This window comes from Mycobacterium sp. SM3041, from assembly GCF_039668335.1.
In the GTDB taxonomy this organism is placed as follows: domain Bacteria; phylum Actinomycetota; class Actinomycetes; order Mycobacteriales; family Mycobacteriaceae; genus Mycobacterium.
Genome location: NZ_JAYXBQ010000076.1, coordinates 233,343 through 247,477 on the forward strand (window position 1 = coordinate 233,343; position 14,135 = coordinate 247,477).

The window sequence follows — 14,135 nt, forward strand, 5'->3', positions numbered from 1 at the left end:
TTGCTAGGCTGCCATCAGCCCAAGCGACAGAGGAGTCTGCATGGACCTCAATTGGTCGGCCAGCGATCTGGCATTCCGCGATGAAGTACGCACGTTTCTGCAGGAAAATCTGACACCGGACATCCGAGAAGCCGGGCGGCTGATGACGAGCGTGTACAGCGATCACGACGCGAGCCTCGCCTGGCAGCGCATCCTCCACGAGCGCGGTTGGGCAGCGCCGGCCTGGCCCGTCGAATACGGCGGCTGCGATTGGAGCTTGACGCAGCACTACATCTTCAGCCGGGAGTCGACCCTGGCCGGGGCGCCGTCCCTGTCCCCCATGGGTATCCGCATGGTGGCGCATGCGATCATCCGCTTCGGCACCCCGGAACAGAAGGACTACTTTCTGCCCCGCATCCTGACCGGCGAGGTCTTCTTCTGCCAGGGCTACTCCGAGCCCGAAGCCGGATCCGACCTGGCCGCACTGACCATGGCCGCCGTTTCCGACGGCGACGACCTGGTGTGCACCGGCAGCAAGATCTGGACCACCCACGCCACCGAGGCCAACTGGATGTTCGCGCTCGTGCGCACCACCCGCAGCGCCAAGAAGCAACACGGCATCACCTTCGTGCTGATGGACATGAGCACACCGGGCATCGAGATCCGGCCGCTGGTGATGACGTCCGGCGAAGAGGTCCAGAACCAGGTGTTCTTCGACGCGGTCCGGGTGCCCAAGAGCAATGTCATCGGACAGATCGACGACGGCTGGACCGTCGCGAAGTACCTGCTCGAGTTCGAGCGCGGCGGCGGCGCAGCCGCCCCGGGCCTGCAGGTGCTGGCCGACGACATCGCCGCGGCGGCGGCGAAGGCGCCGGGCCCCGACGGCGGCCGGCTGCTCGACGATGCCGCGTTCTCGCGCAAGCTCGCCGATGCACGGATTCGTACCGAAGTGCTCGAGATACTCGAATACCGCGTGCTGGCCGCGCTGGCCGGCGGCGGCCATCCGGGCGCAGCGTCGTCGATGCTCAAGGTCCTCTCCACGGAGTTGAGCCAGACCCTGACCGAACTGGCCATGGAGGCCGCCGGGCCCAGAGGTCGGGCGTACCAGCCGCATGCCACCCGTCCCGGTGGTCCGGTGGCCGAATTCACCCCTCCCGCAGACGGTTACGTCAGTGGTGAGGCATGGCAGGCCGTGGCGCCACTGCGCTACTTCAACGACCGCGCCGGGTCGATCTACGCCGGCAGCAACGAAATTCAGCGCAACATCCTCGCCAAAGCAGAATTGGGGCTGTAAATGGACTTCACCTTCTCCGCGGAACAGGAACTTCTCCGGGACGGCCTGTCCAAGTTCCTGGCCGGCCGGTACGACCTCGAATCCAGCCGTGCGGCAGCGAAATCCGGGCCGGGCTGGCAGCCCGACATCTGGCGGTCGTTCGCCGAGGAACTCGGCATCCTCGGCGCCGCGCTGCCCGAGGACGTCGGCGGCATCGGCGGCGGGCCCGTCGAGGTCATGTTGATCGCCGAAGCGCTGGGTCACGCCCTGGTCATCGAACCGTACGTGGACACCGCGGTGGTCGCCGGCGGCCTGCTGCTGCGATCCGGTAGCCCGGTGGCAGGCCCGGTGTTGGAGGAAATCGCCTCCGGCACAGCGGTTGTCGCACTCGCTGCAGCCGAGGCGCACAGTGGCGACCGCTGGCAGGACGTCCAGACCACCGCCACCCGCGACGGCGACGCCTGGGTACTGAGCGGCGACAAGATCGTGGTGGTCAACGCGCCGTTGGCCACGCATCTGCTCGTCACCGCGCAGACCGCCGGCGGCATCTCGCTGTTCCTGGTCGACGTGTCCGAGCCCCGCGCCGGGCTGACGATGCACAGCTACCGCACCGTCGACGACCGGCGCGCGGCCGACCTGGAACTGCGCGAACTACGACTGCCGGGCGACGCACTCCTCGGCACCGAAGGCGACGCCTGGCCGTCCATCGCCCAGGCGCGCGACGAGGGCGCCGCCGCCGTGTGCGCCGAAGCCGTCGGCAACATGCGAAAGGTGTTGGCCGACACCGTCGAATACGCCAAGCAGCGCCAGCAGTTCGGCCAGCCGATCGGCAGCTTCCAGGCACTGCAGCATCGCATGGTGGACATGCACATGGAGCTCGAACAGTCCGTGTCGGCGGTCTACCTGGCCGTGCTGAACCTGGGCGCTGACGCGCAGACCCGAGCACGCGCGGTTTCCGCGGCCAAGGCCACCGTCGGCCGCGCCGCGCGCTTCATCGGCCAGAACGCCGTCCAGCTGCACGGCGGCATGGGCATGACCGAAGAGCTCGCCATCGGCCACTACTTCAAGAGGCTGACCGCCGTGCAATACGAATACGGCTCCACCGACCACCACGTGACCCGCTACGCCGAACTGACCCGCGGCTGAGCTCGCGCCGCCGGTCGGCCGCGGTCACGCGGTCACGCGGATGCACGATTGCTCTATTACTTTGGTGGACTGTCACTTTCACCGTCGCCACCCTCGTCGTCTCCGCCCTCGGGCGGGTAGAGCGTGGGGTGCCAGTAGTGGTTGGTGCGTGGTTGGCCGACGTCCAGTAGTGGTGGTGGGGTCCAGTGGGCGCGGCCGCTGGGCCCCATGGTGGTGTGCCAGCCGCCGGTGTCGGCGAGGCGATTGTCGCAGCCGCACGCGAGGGCAAGGGTGGTGATGTTGGTGAGGCCGCCGTCGCGCCAGTCGGTGTCGACATGGTGGGCTTGGCAGCGTGAGGCGGGGGCGGTGCAGTTGGGTTTGGTGCAGCCGCGGTCCCGGGCGAACAGCGCGAAACGTTGAGCGACGGTGGCCGTGCGCCGCGCTCGACCCATATACAGCAGCTGTTCACTGTGCCGGTCGAACACAGCGAGGTAGTGGTCGGCTCCGTTGGTGGCGGCCATCTGCAGCAGATCCTTGATGGGCAGCGTGCTGCCGGTGTGGGTGAGCGCGACCCCGGTGCGCTGCTCCAAATCGGTCACGGTGCAGGTGGCCACGACACCAACCGGCACGCCGTTGTGCTCCCCCAGCGTCCCGGAGGCCAGCAGCATCCGGAACACCGCGGTGCAGGCGTCATGGCGGCGCTGGGCCGGGGTGCGGGTGTCGGCGGCGATCTGCTCGGCCGACGGAGTACCCGACAGGCAGGGCTGCGGATCGGCGGGGTTGCACATGCCCGGGGCGGCGTATTTGTCCAACAGGGCGTCGAGGTAGGCCCGCGCTTCCGGGGTCAAGGTGCCCTGCAGATCCGACATCCCGTCAGGCCGTTGTTTGGACACGGTCAGGCCGCGCTTGCGGGCGCGTTCGGCATCATCAGGCAGCGGTCCGTCCTGATCGAGTAGGTAGAGCAGCGCCTCGGCGGCGGCGCGCAGTTCCTCGGGGGTTTGGTGCCGCGCCCCGGCAACCAGCGACTGTTCGAACTGCCCGCGGGTGCCGAGGTCGATCCAGCCGGGGAGTTTGTTGATGAACCCGGTGATCACTTTGACGTGCTCGGCGTTGATCGCCCCTTCGGCCTGGGCTGCGGCGACGAACTCGAACAACGGCGCCAACAGCTCGCCGGTCAGCCCGGTGCGCCGCGCCAAATGCTGGGCATCGCGGACCCGGCGGTTGGCTTCGGTGGTATCCACGCGCAACCGGATACGCAGCACCTCGGCCCAATTCTTCGCCCCCAACTCCCGGGCCGTCACCTGAGACTGCGCGGCAACCAGGATCTGGTGATCGACCGCCTCGGCCGCACATTTCAGGGTTTCCCGGCGCGACTGTAACGCCAGCAGTTCAGGCACACTGAGCCCGGTGTAATCCACGGCAGCGAGCCGAGCCTGCGCAGCCTCGTAGGCGGCGTACGCCTCCTCGACAGCGGCCGGATCGGTCAATCTCATACTCGAACACTAGTTCGAAGTACCGACAAGAAACCGTGGCGATGTGACGCTAGTTGCCTACCGTGACCAGCGAAAACAAAGTGACCAAAGTTTCTCGACAGCGGCAATGGGCATGCCTAGCAAGGCAATTGGACCGAATGTACGACGCGGCCGCTAGGTCGGCCAGCTGGCCGCACCTTCGTCGACATCCCACGTCACGTCACAGAAGCCCTCGGTCTCGGCGATCAACCGCGCATTCGGCTCGTCGACCGCACGCACCCAATGCTCGGCGGCGATCAGGCTCCGCCCGCCGGCGATGTGGCGCGCAAGCAGTCGCTTCCGCCGCACATCGTCAGCGCACCCCAGATAGTAGAGCCGGTCGATCAGCTGCCGCGCACCGGAGAAACCGCGGGACGGCAGGGCCAGGTAATTGCCCTCCGTGACCACAAGCCGGGCCGCCGCCGGCACGACCAGACCGGCCGCGACAGACTCCTCGAGTGCCCGATCGAACTGTGGCACATAGACATCCGCGGACTGGTAGGCCTCCCGCACCCGAGCCAGCGACACCAGGAAGCCGGCGGCATCGAAGGTGTCCGGGGCGCCCTTACGGCCTTTCCGCCCCAGCCGCACCAGCTGCCGGTTGGAGAGATGAAACCCATCCATCGGCACCAGGGCCGCGAAATCACGCTGAGTGGAATTGAATTCGTCGACCAGGCGCTCGGCTGCCGTCGACTTGCCGACACCCGGCGGCCCCGTCAGACCGACGACCACGCGGCCCGACCGCTCCTCGAGCAGTCGGGCGACATCGGCGGTCAACGGGGCCATGGCGCGGACACTAGCCGCTCAGCGCGTCCAAGTCGAAGACGTGCAGCACACGACGCCGACGGTGTCACCGACGCTGAGGCTCGGGCGCGCACGCGGTCAACAGCTCCTTACCGTCCTTGCCGGCGACATCAGCGGGACCCAACCAGCCGAATCCCTGAAACCAATAGGTATCTGGCGCATGTCGGCCCGACTCGTTCACGGCCGGACCGAGGTCGGTGGTCGTGGTCCACGGCTCCCCTGCTGTGCGGTAGACCCGCAATACCACCGTTTTCTGGGTCCGCCAGTCGAATCCGCCGGGCAGCGGCCGCACCACGGCGAAGCCCGGATACGGTCCGGTGGCCGTCAAGGAATCGAACGGAACCACATTGCCGGGGTCGGCGGCCAGCACCAAATCCGCCTGGCCGGGCTGGAACGTCAGAATCACGTCGTCCACCGGACCGCAGTACCGGCCGGGCCAGACCCGCAATGTCCCGTCGGTGACGCGAACTCCGAAAACCCTTGGCAGCTGCGGGCCTCGAGCAGGATCACGTGAACACAGCGCCAGGAACTTCGTGCCGTCCTGCGCGGCGAGATCCTGCGGGTTGAGCCAACCGATTCCCTCGAACCAGTAGGTATCGGGCGGATGCCGGTTCGACTCCTCGATCGCCCGGCCGAGCTTGCTGACGGAGCCGAATGCGCCCGGGGACTGCGGGAAGACGTACACGGTGTCCGCGGTACGCCAATCGAATCCGGTGGGCAGCGGCGTCATCACGTCGAACCCCGGATAGGGTCCGCCGACCGTGACGTACTCGACTTCGGAACCGGGATTCGGCGGGGCCTTCTGTGCGCCAACAGCTTCCGGCAGTGGGGTCGCCTCGAGCTTCAACTCCGCCTTGTCGCGGCCATCCATGTTGAAGGTGACGTCGACCGCCGTCGTGCCGCGGCACGGCGAGCCGGTCCACAGCCGCAGGTGTCCGTCCGTCACCCGGACACCGAAATGAACTTGCAGCGAAGGCTTACCCAGCGGATCACAGCCGACCAAGGCGGTCAGCGTTACCAGAGCCGCACCCAGGCAGAGGATTCGGCGAATCACGAATAGCCCCCGTCGGAAGCACCGGCGTTGGTCTCGAACGGATTCCGGCGGCCGGTCAGTCTTTCGGCGCCCAGACTGATCGCGTACTGCTTGACGAATTCGACCGGCCCCAAGGCGGCCCACTGCGCCGAATGCCGCTCCTCGTGATGCAGGATGGGATCGATGTCCACGTCGCGTTGGCGGGCGCCGCCGGGTCCGTCGTACCACATCTGCCCCGACCCGATGATCATCCGGAGTTGGTCGCGCGCATCGGTCGGGTGGTCGATGTTGATCAGGAACACGTCACCGTAGGTCGATCCGGCCTGCTGGCTCAGCTGGTTCTGGATGAAGCCACCGCCCAGGCCCATCAGCATGCCGTTGGGCGTCGTCGCGAACCGTCCGCCGCTGCCCGCCAGTCGCGGAACCTGTTCGTAACTCCAGGAATTCGCTGCCTGCCGGTCGACTATGCGCTGCACCTCGTTCGCGGTGTAGGGCGTCTCGGCGAAATCGGTGTTCGGGTTTCCCTTCTTGTATCCGGTGCCGGCGTTCAGGATGTACGTCATCAGCACAGCCCGACGGGCGTCGGCGGCACTGGTCCCCGCGGGGATCAGGAAGTAGGTGTTGTCGTCGCCGGGATCGATGCTCGTCCGGTTGTTGTCGACGACGCGCTCCATACCGTTGAAGATGTCGAAACTCGCCGGCGTGATGTGCTGCTGCCGCGCGATGTCGACGATGACCTGCGGCGGCACTCCCTTTTTCGCCGCATTCTGCAGCCACTCGCGGTAGTACCCGTCACTCGGTCCGCTCAGCAGGCCCGCGTCGCGCAGCGCGTCCTCGTATTTGTTGACGGGGTCGTATCCCGGTTCCCCGGGATCGTCGCCGATGCGGGCGTCTTTGGCTTCCGGCACGTCGAACGGAATACGTTCGGCGGCCGCGCGGTCGCCGTGCTCGTAGCGGAGCGCCGCCGATTCGAGCTTCCCCGCGAAAGCGGACATGCCCTGTCCGAGCACCTGCGCACGACGGCGGAACGCGTCCCCCGCCTCGCGGCACGCCTGGCCGCTGTCGAGTCCGGCGACCGGACCCGCGGCGGCCGAGAGCTCGGGACCGCCACCGTCGTTGCACAGCCCGCCGGCCACCTCCGCCAACGTCGCCGCGGTTTCCCGCAGCGCGGCCACGACGACGGTCAGCGGCGCGGTCATGCCAGTTCCCAGCCGACCTTGCGGATCTGATGGCCGGTGTCCCGGTCGGCCGCCTCGAATTTCGCGAGCAGGAGTTTGATCTCGTTCTCGACCTCGATTCGCTTGGCCGCGATCTGCAGCGCCTGGACCGGCGACACCCGCGCGTACCAGCGGAGCCAGAAACCCGGGGTGACCCCACCGTCGTCGGCGACGTCCCACTGTGCCTCGGCGGCGTCGACCGCCTTCTTCAGGCCGGCGCGGAGCTCGGTGAGCTGCGCACCACCTGTCGCCAACGGTCCGGCCACGGCATCGAGGTGGTTCCGGTATGCGGTCTGCTCGTCGAGTGATTCGCGGCCCTGCTTCTGCGCGGCATCGGCGGCGGCGCCGGTCCAGCCCTCGGCAAGGTGGGCGAATTGCGTTCGTGCCCGGTCGATCTGAGCGTCGACGCGCTGCGCCGCGGCGCGCGCGTCGAGGGATGCCGTCAGCAGGGCTTCCGGATCGGAATTCAGCACCTGCGACACCGTGTACGGCATGGACCGTCCCCCGTTCCCATCGGTCCCTCCATTGTCCCCCACGGGCCGCAGGCCACCGGTCGCCAAAATCGAATCCCGAAGCGAGGGTGTCACCGAGTGGGAACCTGCCTTCCGCAGACCCTGCGGGCCGACTAAGACCGAATGATGACCTCCCACATCGCTCCCCCGCCGAACACGATGCAGGCGATGGTGCTGACCGAATTCGGCGGCCCCGATGTCCTGCATGCCGCCGAGCTGCCCACCCCGGTACCCCGAACAGACGAGGTGCTGGTCGAGATCGCCTGCGCCAGTGTCAACCCGGCGGACTGGAAAACCCGCGAGGGCAAGCTGTCCGCCTACATCGACTACCACTTCCCGTTCGTGCTGGGCTTCGATCTGGCCGGCGTCATCGCTGCCGTCGGGCCCGACATGACGCGCTGGCGGGTGGGTGACCAGGTCTTCGGGATGTCCAATCAGCGCAACGGCGCAGACGGCACCTACGCCGAGTACTGCCTGGCCTCTTCCGAACTGCTCGCGCCGCTGCCCGAGGGCTGGAGCTACGCCGACGCCGCCGGTCTGCCGGTCGCCGGCAGCACGGCCTACGGGGGCATGGTCGACGCCGGCGAGCTGCAGAGCGGCCAGACCGTGCTGATCAACGGCGGTGCCGGCGGTGTCGGCAGCATCGCGATCCAGATCGCCCGCGCGCTGGGTGCGCGGGTCGCGGTGACCTGCAGCCCGAGGAACTTCGACTACGTCACCGAACTCGGCGCCGACCTGGCCATCGACTACCGAGGCGGCGACGTCGTGGCACAGCTGCGGGCCTGGGCCCCGTCGGGCGTCGATCAGGTGCTCGATGCCGTCGGTCTGGATACCCTGCTGCCGCACGCCGAGGAGCTGGTGGCACCGGGCGGCAGCTACGTCGAGATCGAGACCCTCATTTCGCGCGCCGACGAGGAGCGCGTGGCGCGTGCCGCCGAGCGCGGGGTGCGGATCGTCTCCAACATGATCGCGGTGCAGCGCCAGCCGCAGCACCTGGCGGAGTTGGCCGCACTCTGCGCCAAGGGCGCGATCCGGCCGCCGGAGACCGAGGTAGTGCCGCTGGCACAGGTCGCCGACGCGCACCGCCTCGTCGAGGCCGGACATGTCCGCGGGAAGGTCATCCTCGCCGCGCACACCGACTGAGCTCGCCCGGCCAAAGCCCTTGGGACGGAGATGTATCCGACCACGGGGCTGGTAGCGTGATGCGGACGTTCAGGCCGAGGCACGGGAGGCGTTGTGGGGCACGGCGAATTGCTCCATCACCTGGTGTCCGACGCCGCGGCCGCGGCACCTGATCGTCCTGCCCTCATCGCCGAAGATGGCACCGTCACGACGTTCGCGCACTTCGACCGGTCCATCGCGGCTGTCGCCGGCTGGATCGCATCCCGGACCACCCGCGGCGACCGCGTCGCCGTGATCGCCGACAACAGCCCGCACTACGCCACGCTCTACTACGCCGTGCCGCGCGCCGGACGCATCCTCGTCCTGATCAATCAGCGGCTCAGCGCCGACGAGCATGTCGCGCAACTGGCGACCGCAACTCCTGTCCTGGTCCTCGGCGACAGCCGCTATCTGGAGCCTCTGGGCCGGCCGGACGCAATCCCTTTCGACAGTGAACAATGGACTGCGGCAACGCAATCGGTGCAGTGGCCCGAGGCCGATGAGCCGGATACCGACGACCCCGTCTGGCTGCTGTTCACCAGCGGGTCGACGGGAACGCCGAAAGGTGTTGTCCACACCCATCGTTCGATCATCGCGGCGGTCCGGGGCAGCATCGCCGGCAGGTCGGTGCGTCCCGGCGGCGTGTATCTGCTGCCCTTTCCCATGTGCCACATCGCCGGGTACAACATGCTGGTGCACCACGCCGCGCAATCGACGGTGCTGCCGGTCGCGGCGTTCCGGCCCGAGGCCTTCACCACCGCGGTGAACCGGTACCGGGTCACCTCGTGTTCACTGGCCCCGACCATGCTGCACAGCCTGCTGGCCCATCTCGACGAGACCCGCACCGACCTGCCGTCGTTGCGCGACATCGCCTATGGCTCGTCGGCCATCCCGGCCGACCTGCTGCGGCGTGCCCTCGACCGCCTCGACGTGGGCTTCCACCAGGGCTACGGCATGACTGAAACCGGCGGCAACGTCACGTTTCTCGGCCCCGAGGACCATCGCGCCGGCGCCGCCGGCGACACCGCCGTGCTCGCCACCGCCGGCCGCCCCCACGCCGACGTGCAGATCCGCTTCGCGCCGAACGGCGAAATCCTGGTTCGCGGCGACCAGGTAGCGGTGCGGTACTGGCCCGACACACCCACGACCGACGACGACGGCTGGTTATCCACCGGCGACGTCGGATACCTCGACGACCAGGGCCGTCTCGTGGTGTCCGACCGGCTGAAGGACATCATCATCACCGGCGGCGAGAACGTGTCGTCGCGGGAAGTCGAGGACGCGCTGTCGTCCCACCCCGACGTGGATCAGGTTGCGGTCGTGGGGGTCCCCGATCCGTATTGGGGCGAGGCCATCTGCGCGGTGGTCGTGCCCAGCGGCGGGGCTCACCCTGACGCGGAGGCCCTCACCGCGTATGTTCGCGAACGCATCGCGGCCTTCAAGCGCCCCCGGCACGTCGTGTTCGTCGACGCCCTACCTCTCACGACAACTGGCAAGATCGCGAAACAGCTACTGCGCCAACAACTCCGCGCCCAGTTCACCGGATAGGTCAGGCCGGCTCAGGGCGTGGCCGCCGCCAGGCCCGCCCGCTCGACGCTCATCAAGCTCTCGGTCTCGTGCTCCCGCCGGTACGCCGCGCCGCCGCCGTTGAGGCCGAAAAGCCGCTTGCTCCACAACAACCACAGCACCGCGACGATGTTCACCAGCAGCATCGCCACCCGTAGCGTCGTGACCTTCTCGGTCAGCTCGTATATTTCCAGCGGCAGGAAGATGCCGGTGGCCACCACCGCGAAGTACTCTCCCCAGCGCCACATCCCCCACAGCCCAACGGCCTCCACCAACTCGAGCAACGCATATACCGCGATGCCGATGCCGATCCACAACAGCGTCGTACCCGACATGGTGAACGCGTCGTTGATGTGCCGAATTATCTTGGAGCCGTCGATGTTCCAGCCGATCTGGTCGGCCAGCGGGCGCAGCAGGGGCAGGTCCTTCTCGAACATGTCCCGCAGATGCACGCGTGCCGCCCGTACCCGGAAAACGCCGTAGGACATCGCCGCCAGTAGCAGGAATCGGAAGACCCGCTCGACGGCCAGCACTCGCATCAGCACCCGGTCGCGCAGCAGACGGCCGCGCGGTACTTCGGGTGCTGACTCCGCCGGCCCCTTCCCGCGCGGCGGGCCGACGACGAACGTCTCACACCGCAGGCAGCGCCATGCCTCACCGACCGGCGTCTGTACGTGCAATCGGGCGGCCAGCTCCGGTTCATCCGGTGCGAATGTTGCATGACCGCGTAGGCCACAGGACCGGAGGGCGAAATCCACCATGCCCGTACCGTATCGAGATGAGCTGAGCGGAGCACCCGAATCCGGGCGTCGCGGCTCGGCCGGTTCATACGAAGATGGACCGATGCCGTCCTTACTGTGGTTCCGTCGCGATCTGCGGCTCCAAGACCTGCCGGCCCTGGCAGCTGCGATAGATCAGGACCGTGACGTACTCGGATGCTTTGTGCTCGACCCGCGCCTCGAGGCGGCGTCGGGTGCGCGCCGCCTGGCGTTCCTGGGCGACTGCCTGAGGCACCTTCGCACCGAGCTGGACGGCCGGCTGCTCATCACCCGCGGGCACCCGGAGGAGCGAATTCCGCTGATCGCCAAGGACATCGGTGCCAGTGCCGTGCACATCTCCGCGGACTTCTCGCCGTTCGGCCGTCGTCGCGATGACCGGGTCCGGGACGCTCTCGATGGCATTCCACTGATTCCCACCGGCTCGCCCTACCTGGTCTCGCCCGGGCGGGTCACCAAAGACGACGACAGCCCGTACCGGGTCTTCACGCCGTTCTTCCGGCGCTGGCGTGACCACGGTTGGCGGCAGCCGGCGGGCACCGGTGCGGACTCGGCACAGTGGATCGATCCGGGCAGTCTGGCCGCCGGGGTCGCCGAACCAGTGGACATCCCGGACACCGGTACGTCGTCCGGCTTCGCCGCCGGCGAGGAGGCCGCACTACGCCAGTGGCGACGATTCGTCGACGCGGGCCTCGGCAACTATGCCGAACATCGCGATCTGCCCGGCATCGACGGCACCAGTCAGATGTCGGTGCACCTGAAGTTCGGCACCATCCACCCGCGCACCATGGCCGCCGGTCTCGACCTGAATGACAGCAGCCACGTTGCGTACTTGCGCCAGCTCGCTTTTCGTGACTTCTATGCCGCGGTGCTGCACCACTGGCCGGACAGCGCGTGGCACAACTGGAATCGCGATTTCGACGCCATCGAAACCGATACCGACGATGAGGCGGAGCGGCTGTTCGAAGCCTGGAAGGCCGGTCAGACCGGGTTCCCGTTCGTCGACGCCGGTATGCGGCAATTGAGCCAGACCGGTTTCATGCCCAACCGGGTGCGGATGATCACCGCATCATTTCTGGTCAAAGACCTGCACCTGCCGTGGCAATGGGGCGCCCGCTGGTTCCTGGAGCAGTTGGTGGACGGCGACATCGCCAACAATCAGCATGGCTGGCAATGGTGCGCGGGCAGCGGCACCGATGCCGCGCCGTACTTCCGCGTGTTCAATCCGACAGCGCAAGGGCAGAAGTTCGACCCCACCGGCGACTACATCCGCCGCTGGGTTCCCGAGTTGGCCGACGTGACTGATCCGCACCTCAAATCGGGATCGCGTCCGTCGAGCTACCCGGCAGCCGTCGTCGACCATGGCGAGGAACGCGCCGAGGCCCTTCGCCGGTATCAAGCGCTCGGCGCTCACAGCGCCGCTGCACGGAAAAGATAGCCGCATCGCGGCGTATGGCAGCATCGAAAGTGAGTCACTGCCAATTGCCCAGGGCCGTCTCGATTTTCTGTACCGGGGGAAGGATTTCCATGCGTGTCACCACCTTGCTGATCACGGGAGTTGCGACCGCCGCCACCGCGGCGATCGGCGGAGCGGCCACGGCGCCGGCGGTCCGGTCGCCCTGGTACGCGCAGCTGCGCAAGCCGGCCTACCAGCCGCCACGGCAGGTGTTTCCGATCGTCTGGCCGGCGCTCTACGCCGATATCGCCGTGGTGTCGGCAGCCGCGATCGACGAACTGGGGGCAACGGGCCGCGACACCGAACGACGCGCCTACCGGAACGGACTCGCGCTCAACCTCGCACTCAACGCCGCGTGGTCCTGGCTGTTCTTCAACCGCCGCCGTTTCGGCACCGCGACGGCGGTCAGCGCCGCGCTCACGGTGAGCAGCGCCGATCTGACGCGGCGGGCTGTCGAGGCGATCGGCGGACGGGCCGCCCCGCTGGCGCTGTACCCCCTGTGGTGCGCTTTCGCCACCGTGTTGTGCGGGCACATCCGGCAGCTGAACCGCCGAGTCGGCCCGGCATAGCGGCCGAAGTCTGGCACATCACGGGGCAATCGACCTACGCTGGCGACCATCGCTCGATGCACGTGGAGGCCAGGTTGCAGAATCCGGAAGCTTTTCTCGACCAGTTCGCCGATGACGCGGCCGGGCGGGTGTTCGCCGAGCCGTACCACACACCCGACGGTTCGACTGTGATTCCCGTCGCCAAGGTCAGCCACTCTGGCACCGGAACGACAGCGAAACCGCTGGGCGTCTTCGTGATCCGTGACGACGGAACGACCTGGGTGCCTGCCGTGGACGCCGACCGGATCGCGTTGATCGGCGTGGTGACAGGCCTGGTGGCCGCGACGATCGGCTGCCTCACGCTGCTGCGGCGCCCACCGTGGCCTGACCTGTCCAATCAGGGTCATCTGGCGCCGCATCGGCGCCGATTCCATTCATAGCTTCTCCACATTGCGTGGTTTCGTCACGCCGCACCCGGGTATCTGGTGTTGCGGGGGTCGTGGAGTTGTTCGACCGCGGGACAGCGCGGAAGAGCGATTCCTCTTTCATCACGAGCACACGCAAGGAGATCAACCCATGACCTTGAAGAAGACCGCAGCGCGTGCAGTCGCGACCAGCATGCTTGGCCTGGCAGGCCTCGGCGTCGGGGCCGGTCTCGCGCAGGCAGACCCGGTCGGCCCGAAGCCGACACCGCCATTTCCGTCGCCGACCGTCCCCGGGCCCGGCGTAAACGCCGGGACACCCGGCAATCCGCTCCCGCCGGGACACGGCTTCCTGCCGCCTCCTGGACACGGCGGCCCGATGCCGCAGGACCGCATTCCGTTCACCGCGACGCCGTCGTGGGTCCTGGTCCCGGTGGTGCCGCCGATGGGCACGCCGCCGGCACCGCCGCTGCCTGACTGGGCAACCGGCCTGCAGGTGGTGTGGAACCCTGACCTCGGCGCCTGGGGCGTGTGGGACGCGCAGGGAAGCGCGTTCATCCGCCTCTAACCGAAGACGTGGCCGCCACTCCGTCATTCCGACGGGGTGGCGGCCCACGTTCGGCACCGGCGACGGCCGTCATCGCTCAAATCCCGGGAAACTCTACGGATACTCCCAGCCGCATCCCAGGCAGAAATGCTAACTCAGGCGTCAATTCTTTCTACCGTTACCGCTGACAGCCAACAGCGCACGG

At 67.8% G+C, this 14,135-nt stretch carries 14 protein-coding genes; 8 read left to right on the forward strand and 6 right to left on the reverse strand.

The annotated features are described in order from the left end of the window. Positions 1–40 precede the first annotated feature (40 nt). Complete coding sequence (locus tag VXD91_RS26660; protein WP_346416807.1) at positions 41–1,273, forward strand: acyl-CoA dehydrogenase family protein; 1,233 nt, start codon at positions 41–43, stop codon at positions 1,271–1,273. Then, positions 1,274–2,398: an acyl-CoA dehydrogenase family protein gene (locus tag VXD91_RS26665; RefSeq protein ID WP_318986076.1), complete on the forward strand. Its 1,125-nt coding sequence runs from the start codon at positions 1,274–1,276 to the stop codon at positions 2,396–2,398. Positions 2,399–2,454: 56 nt separating this feature from the next. Here VXD91_RS26665 and VXD91_RS26670 read toward each other — a convergent pair whose 3' ends face one another. From VXD91_RS26670 to VXD91_RS26690, 5 genes are all read right to left on the reverse strand, one after another. After that, the gene (locus VXD91_RS26670) at positions 2,455–3,870 is read right to left on the reverse strand and encodes a DUF222 domain-containing protein (protein ID WP_318986075.1); all 1,416 of its coding nucleotides are present in this window, start codon (positions 3,868–3,870) and stop codon (positions 2,455–2,457) included. Positions 3,871–4,023: 153 nt separating this feature from the next. Further along, positions 4,024–4,674 carry a nucleoside/nucleotide kinase family protein gene (locus tag VXD91_RS26675; RefSeq protein ID WP_346416808.1) on the reverse strand — a complete coding sequence of 217 codons (651 nt, stop codon included), beginning with the start codon at positions 4,672–4,674 and terminating at the stop codon, positions 4,024–4,026. Between the two features lie 64 nt (positions 4,675–4,738). Continuing rightward, on the reverse strand, positions 4,739–5,746 hold the full coding sequence (locus VXD91_RS26680; RefSeq protein WP_346416809.1) for a hypothetical protein: 1,008 nt from the start codon (positions 5,744–5,746) through the stop codon (positions 4,739–4,741). Beyond that, complete coding sequence (locus VXD91_RS26685) at positions 5,743–6,924, reverse strand: type VII secretion target (protein WP_346416810.1); 1,182 nt, start codon at positions 6,922–6,924, stop codon at positions 5,743–5,745. Before VXD91_RS26685 ends, VXD91_RS26680 begins: the two co-directional genes overlap by 4 nt. Continuing rightward, on the reverse strand, positions 6,921–7,436 hold the full coding sequence (locus VXD91_RS26690) for a WXG100 family type VII secretion target (RefSeq protein WP_318986071.1): 516 nt from the start codon (positions 7,434–7,436) through the stop codon (positions 6,921–6,923). Before VXD91_RS26690 ends, VXD91_RS26685 begins: the two co-directional genes overlap by 4 nt. Positions 7,437–7,580: 144 nt before the next feature. Between VXD91_RS26690 and VXD91_RS26695 the strand changes: the two genes are divergently transcribed. Further along, positions 7,581–8,597, forward strand: coding sequence for an NADP-dependent oxidoreductase (locus VXD91_RS26695; RefSeq protein WP_346416811.1), 1,017 nt, complete (start codon positions 7,581–7,583; stop codon positions 8,595–8,597). Positions 8,598–8,690: 93 nt separating this feature from the next. Next, positions 8,691–10,163 (forward strand): AMP-binding protein, encoded by a 1,473-nt coding sequence (locus VXD91_RS26700; RefSeq protein WP_346416812.1) that lies wholly within the window; start codon positions 8,691–8,693, stop codon positions 10,161–10,163. Positions 10,164–10,174: 11 nt separating this feature from the next. Here VXD91_RS26700 and VXD91_RS26705 read toward each other — a convergent pair whose 3' ends face one another. Further along, positions 10,175–10,942: a DUF2127 domain-containing protein gene (locus VXD91_RS26705; RefSeq protein ID WP_346416813.1), complete on the reverse strand. Its 768-nt coding sequence runs from the start codon at positions 10,940–10,942 to the stop codon at positions 10,175–10,177. A gap of 82 nt (positions 10,943–11,024) precedes the next feature. Here VXD91_RS26705 and VXD91_RS26710 point away from each other — a divergent pair, with 82 nt between their 5' ends. The 4 genes from VXD91_RS26710 to VXD91_RS26725 all read left to right on the forward strand — a co-directional run bounded on the left by VXD91_RS26710 (position 11,025) and on the right by VXD91_RS26725 (position 13,951). Then, positions 11,025–12,395, forward strand: a complete 1,371-nt coding sequence (locus VXD91_RS26710; RefSeq protein WP_346416814.1) for a deoxyribodipyrimidine photo-lyase — start codon at positions 11,025–11,027, stop codon at positions 12,393–12,395. Between the two features lie 89 nt (positions 12,396–12,484). Next, complete coding sequence (locus VXD91_RS26715) at positions 12,485–12,982, forward strand: TspO/MBR family protein (protein WP_346416815.1); 498 nt, start codon at positions 12,485–12,487, stop codon at positions 12,980–12,982. Between the two features lie 56 nt (positions 12,983–13,038). Continuing rightward, the gene (locus VXD91_RS26720; protein ID WP_346416816.1) at positions 13,039–13,401 is read left to right on the forward strand and encodes a GerW family sporulation protein; all 363 of its coding nucleotides are present in this window, start codon (positions 13,039–13,041) and stop codon (positions 13,399–13,401) included. Between the two features lie 136 nt (positions 13,402–13,537). Beyond that, positions 13,538–13,951: a hypothetical protein gene (locus VXD91_RS26725; protein ID WP_318986064.1), complete on the forward strand. Its 414-nt coding sequence runs from the start codon at positions 13,538–13,540 to the stop codon at positions 13,949–13,951. Positions 13,952–14,135 lie beyond the last annotated feature (184 nt).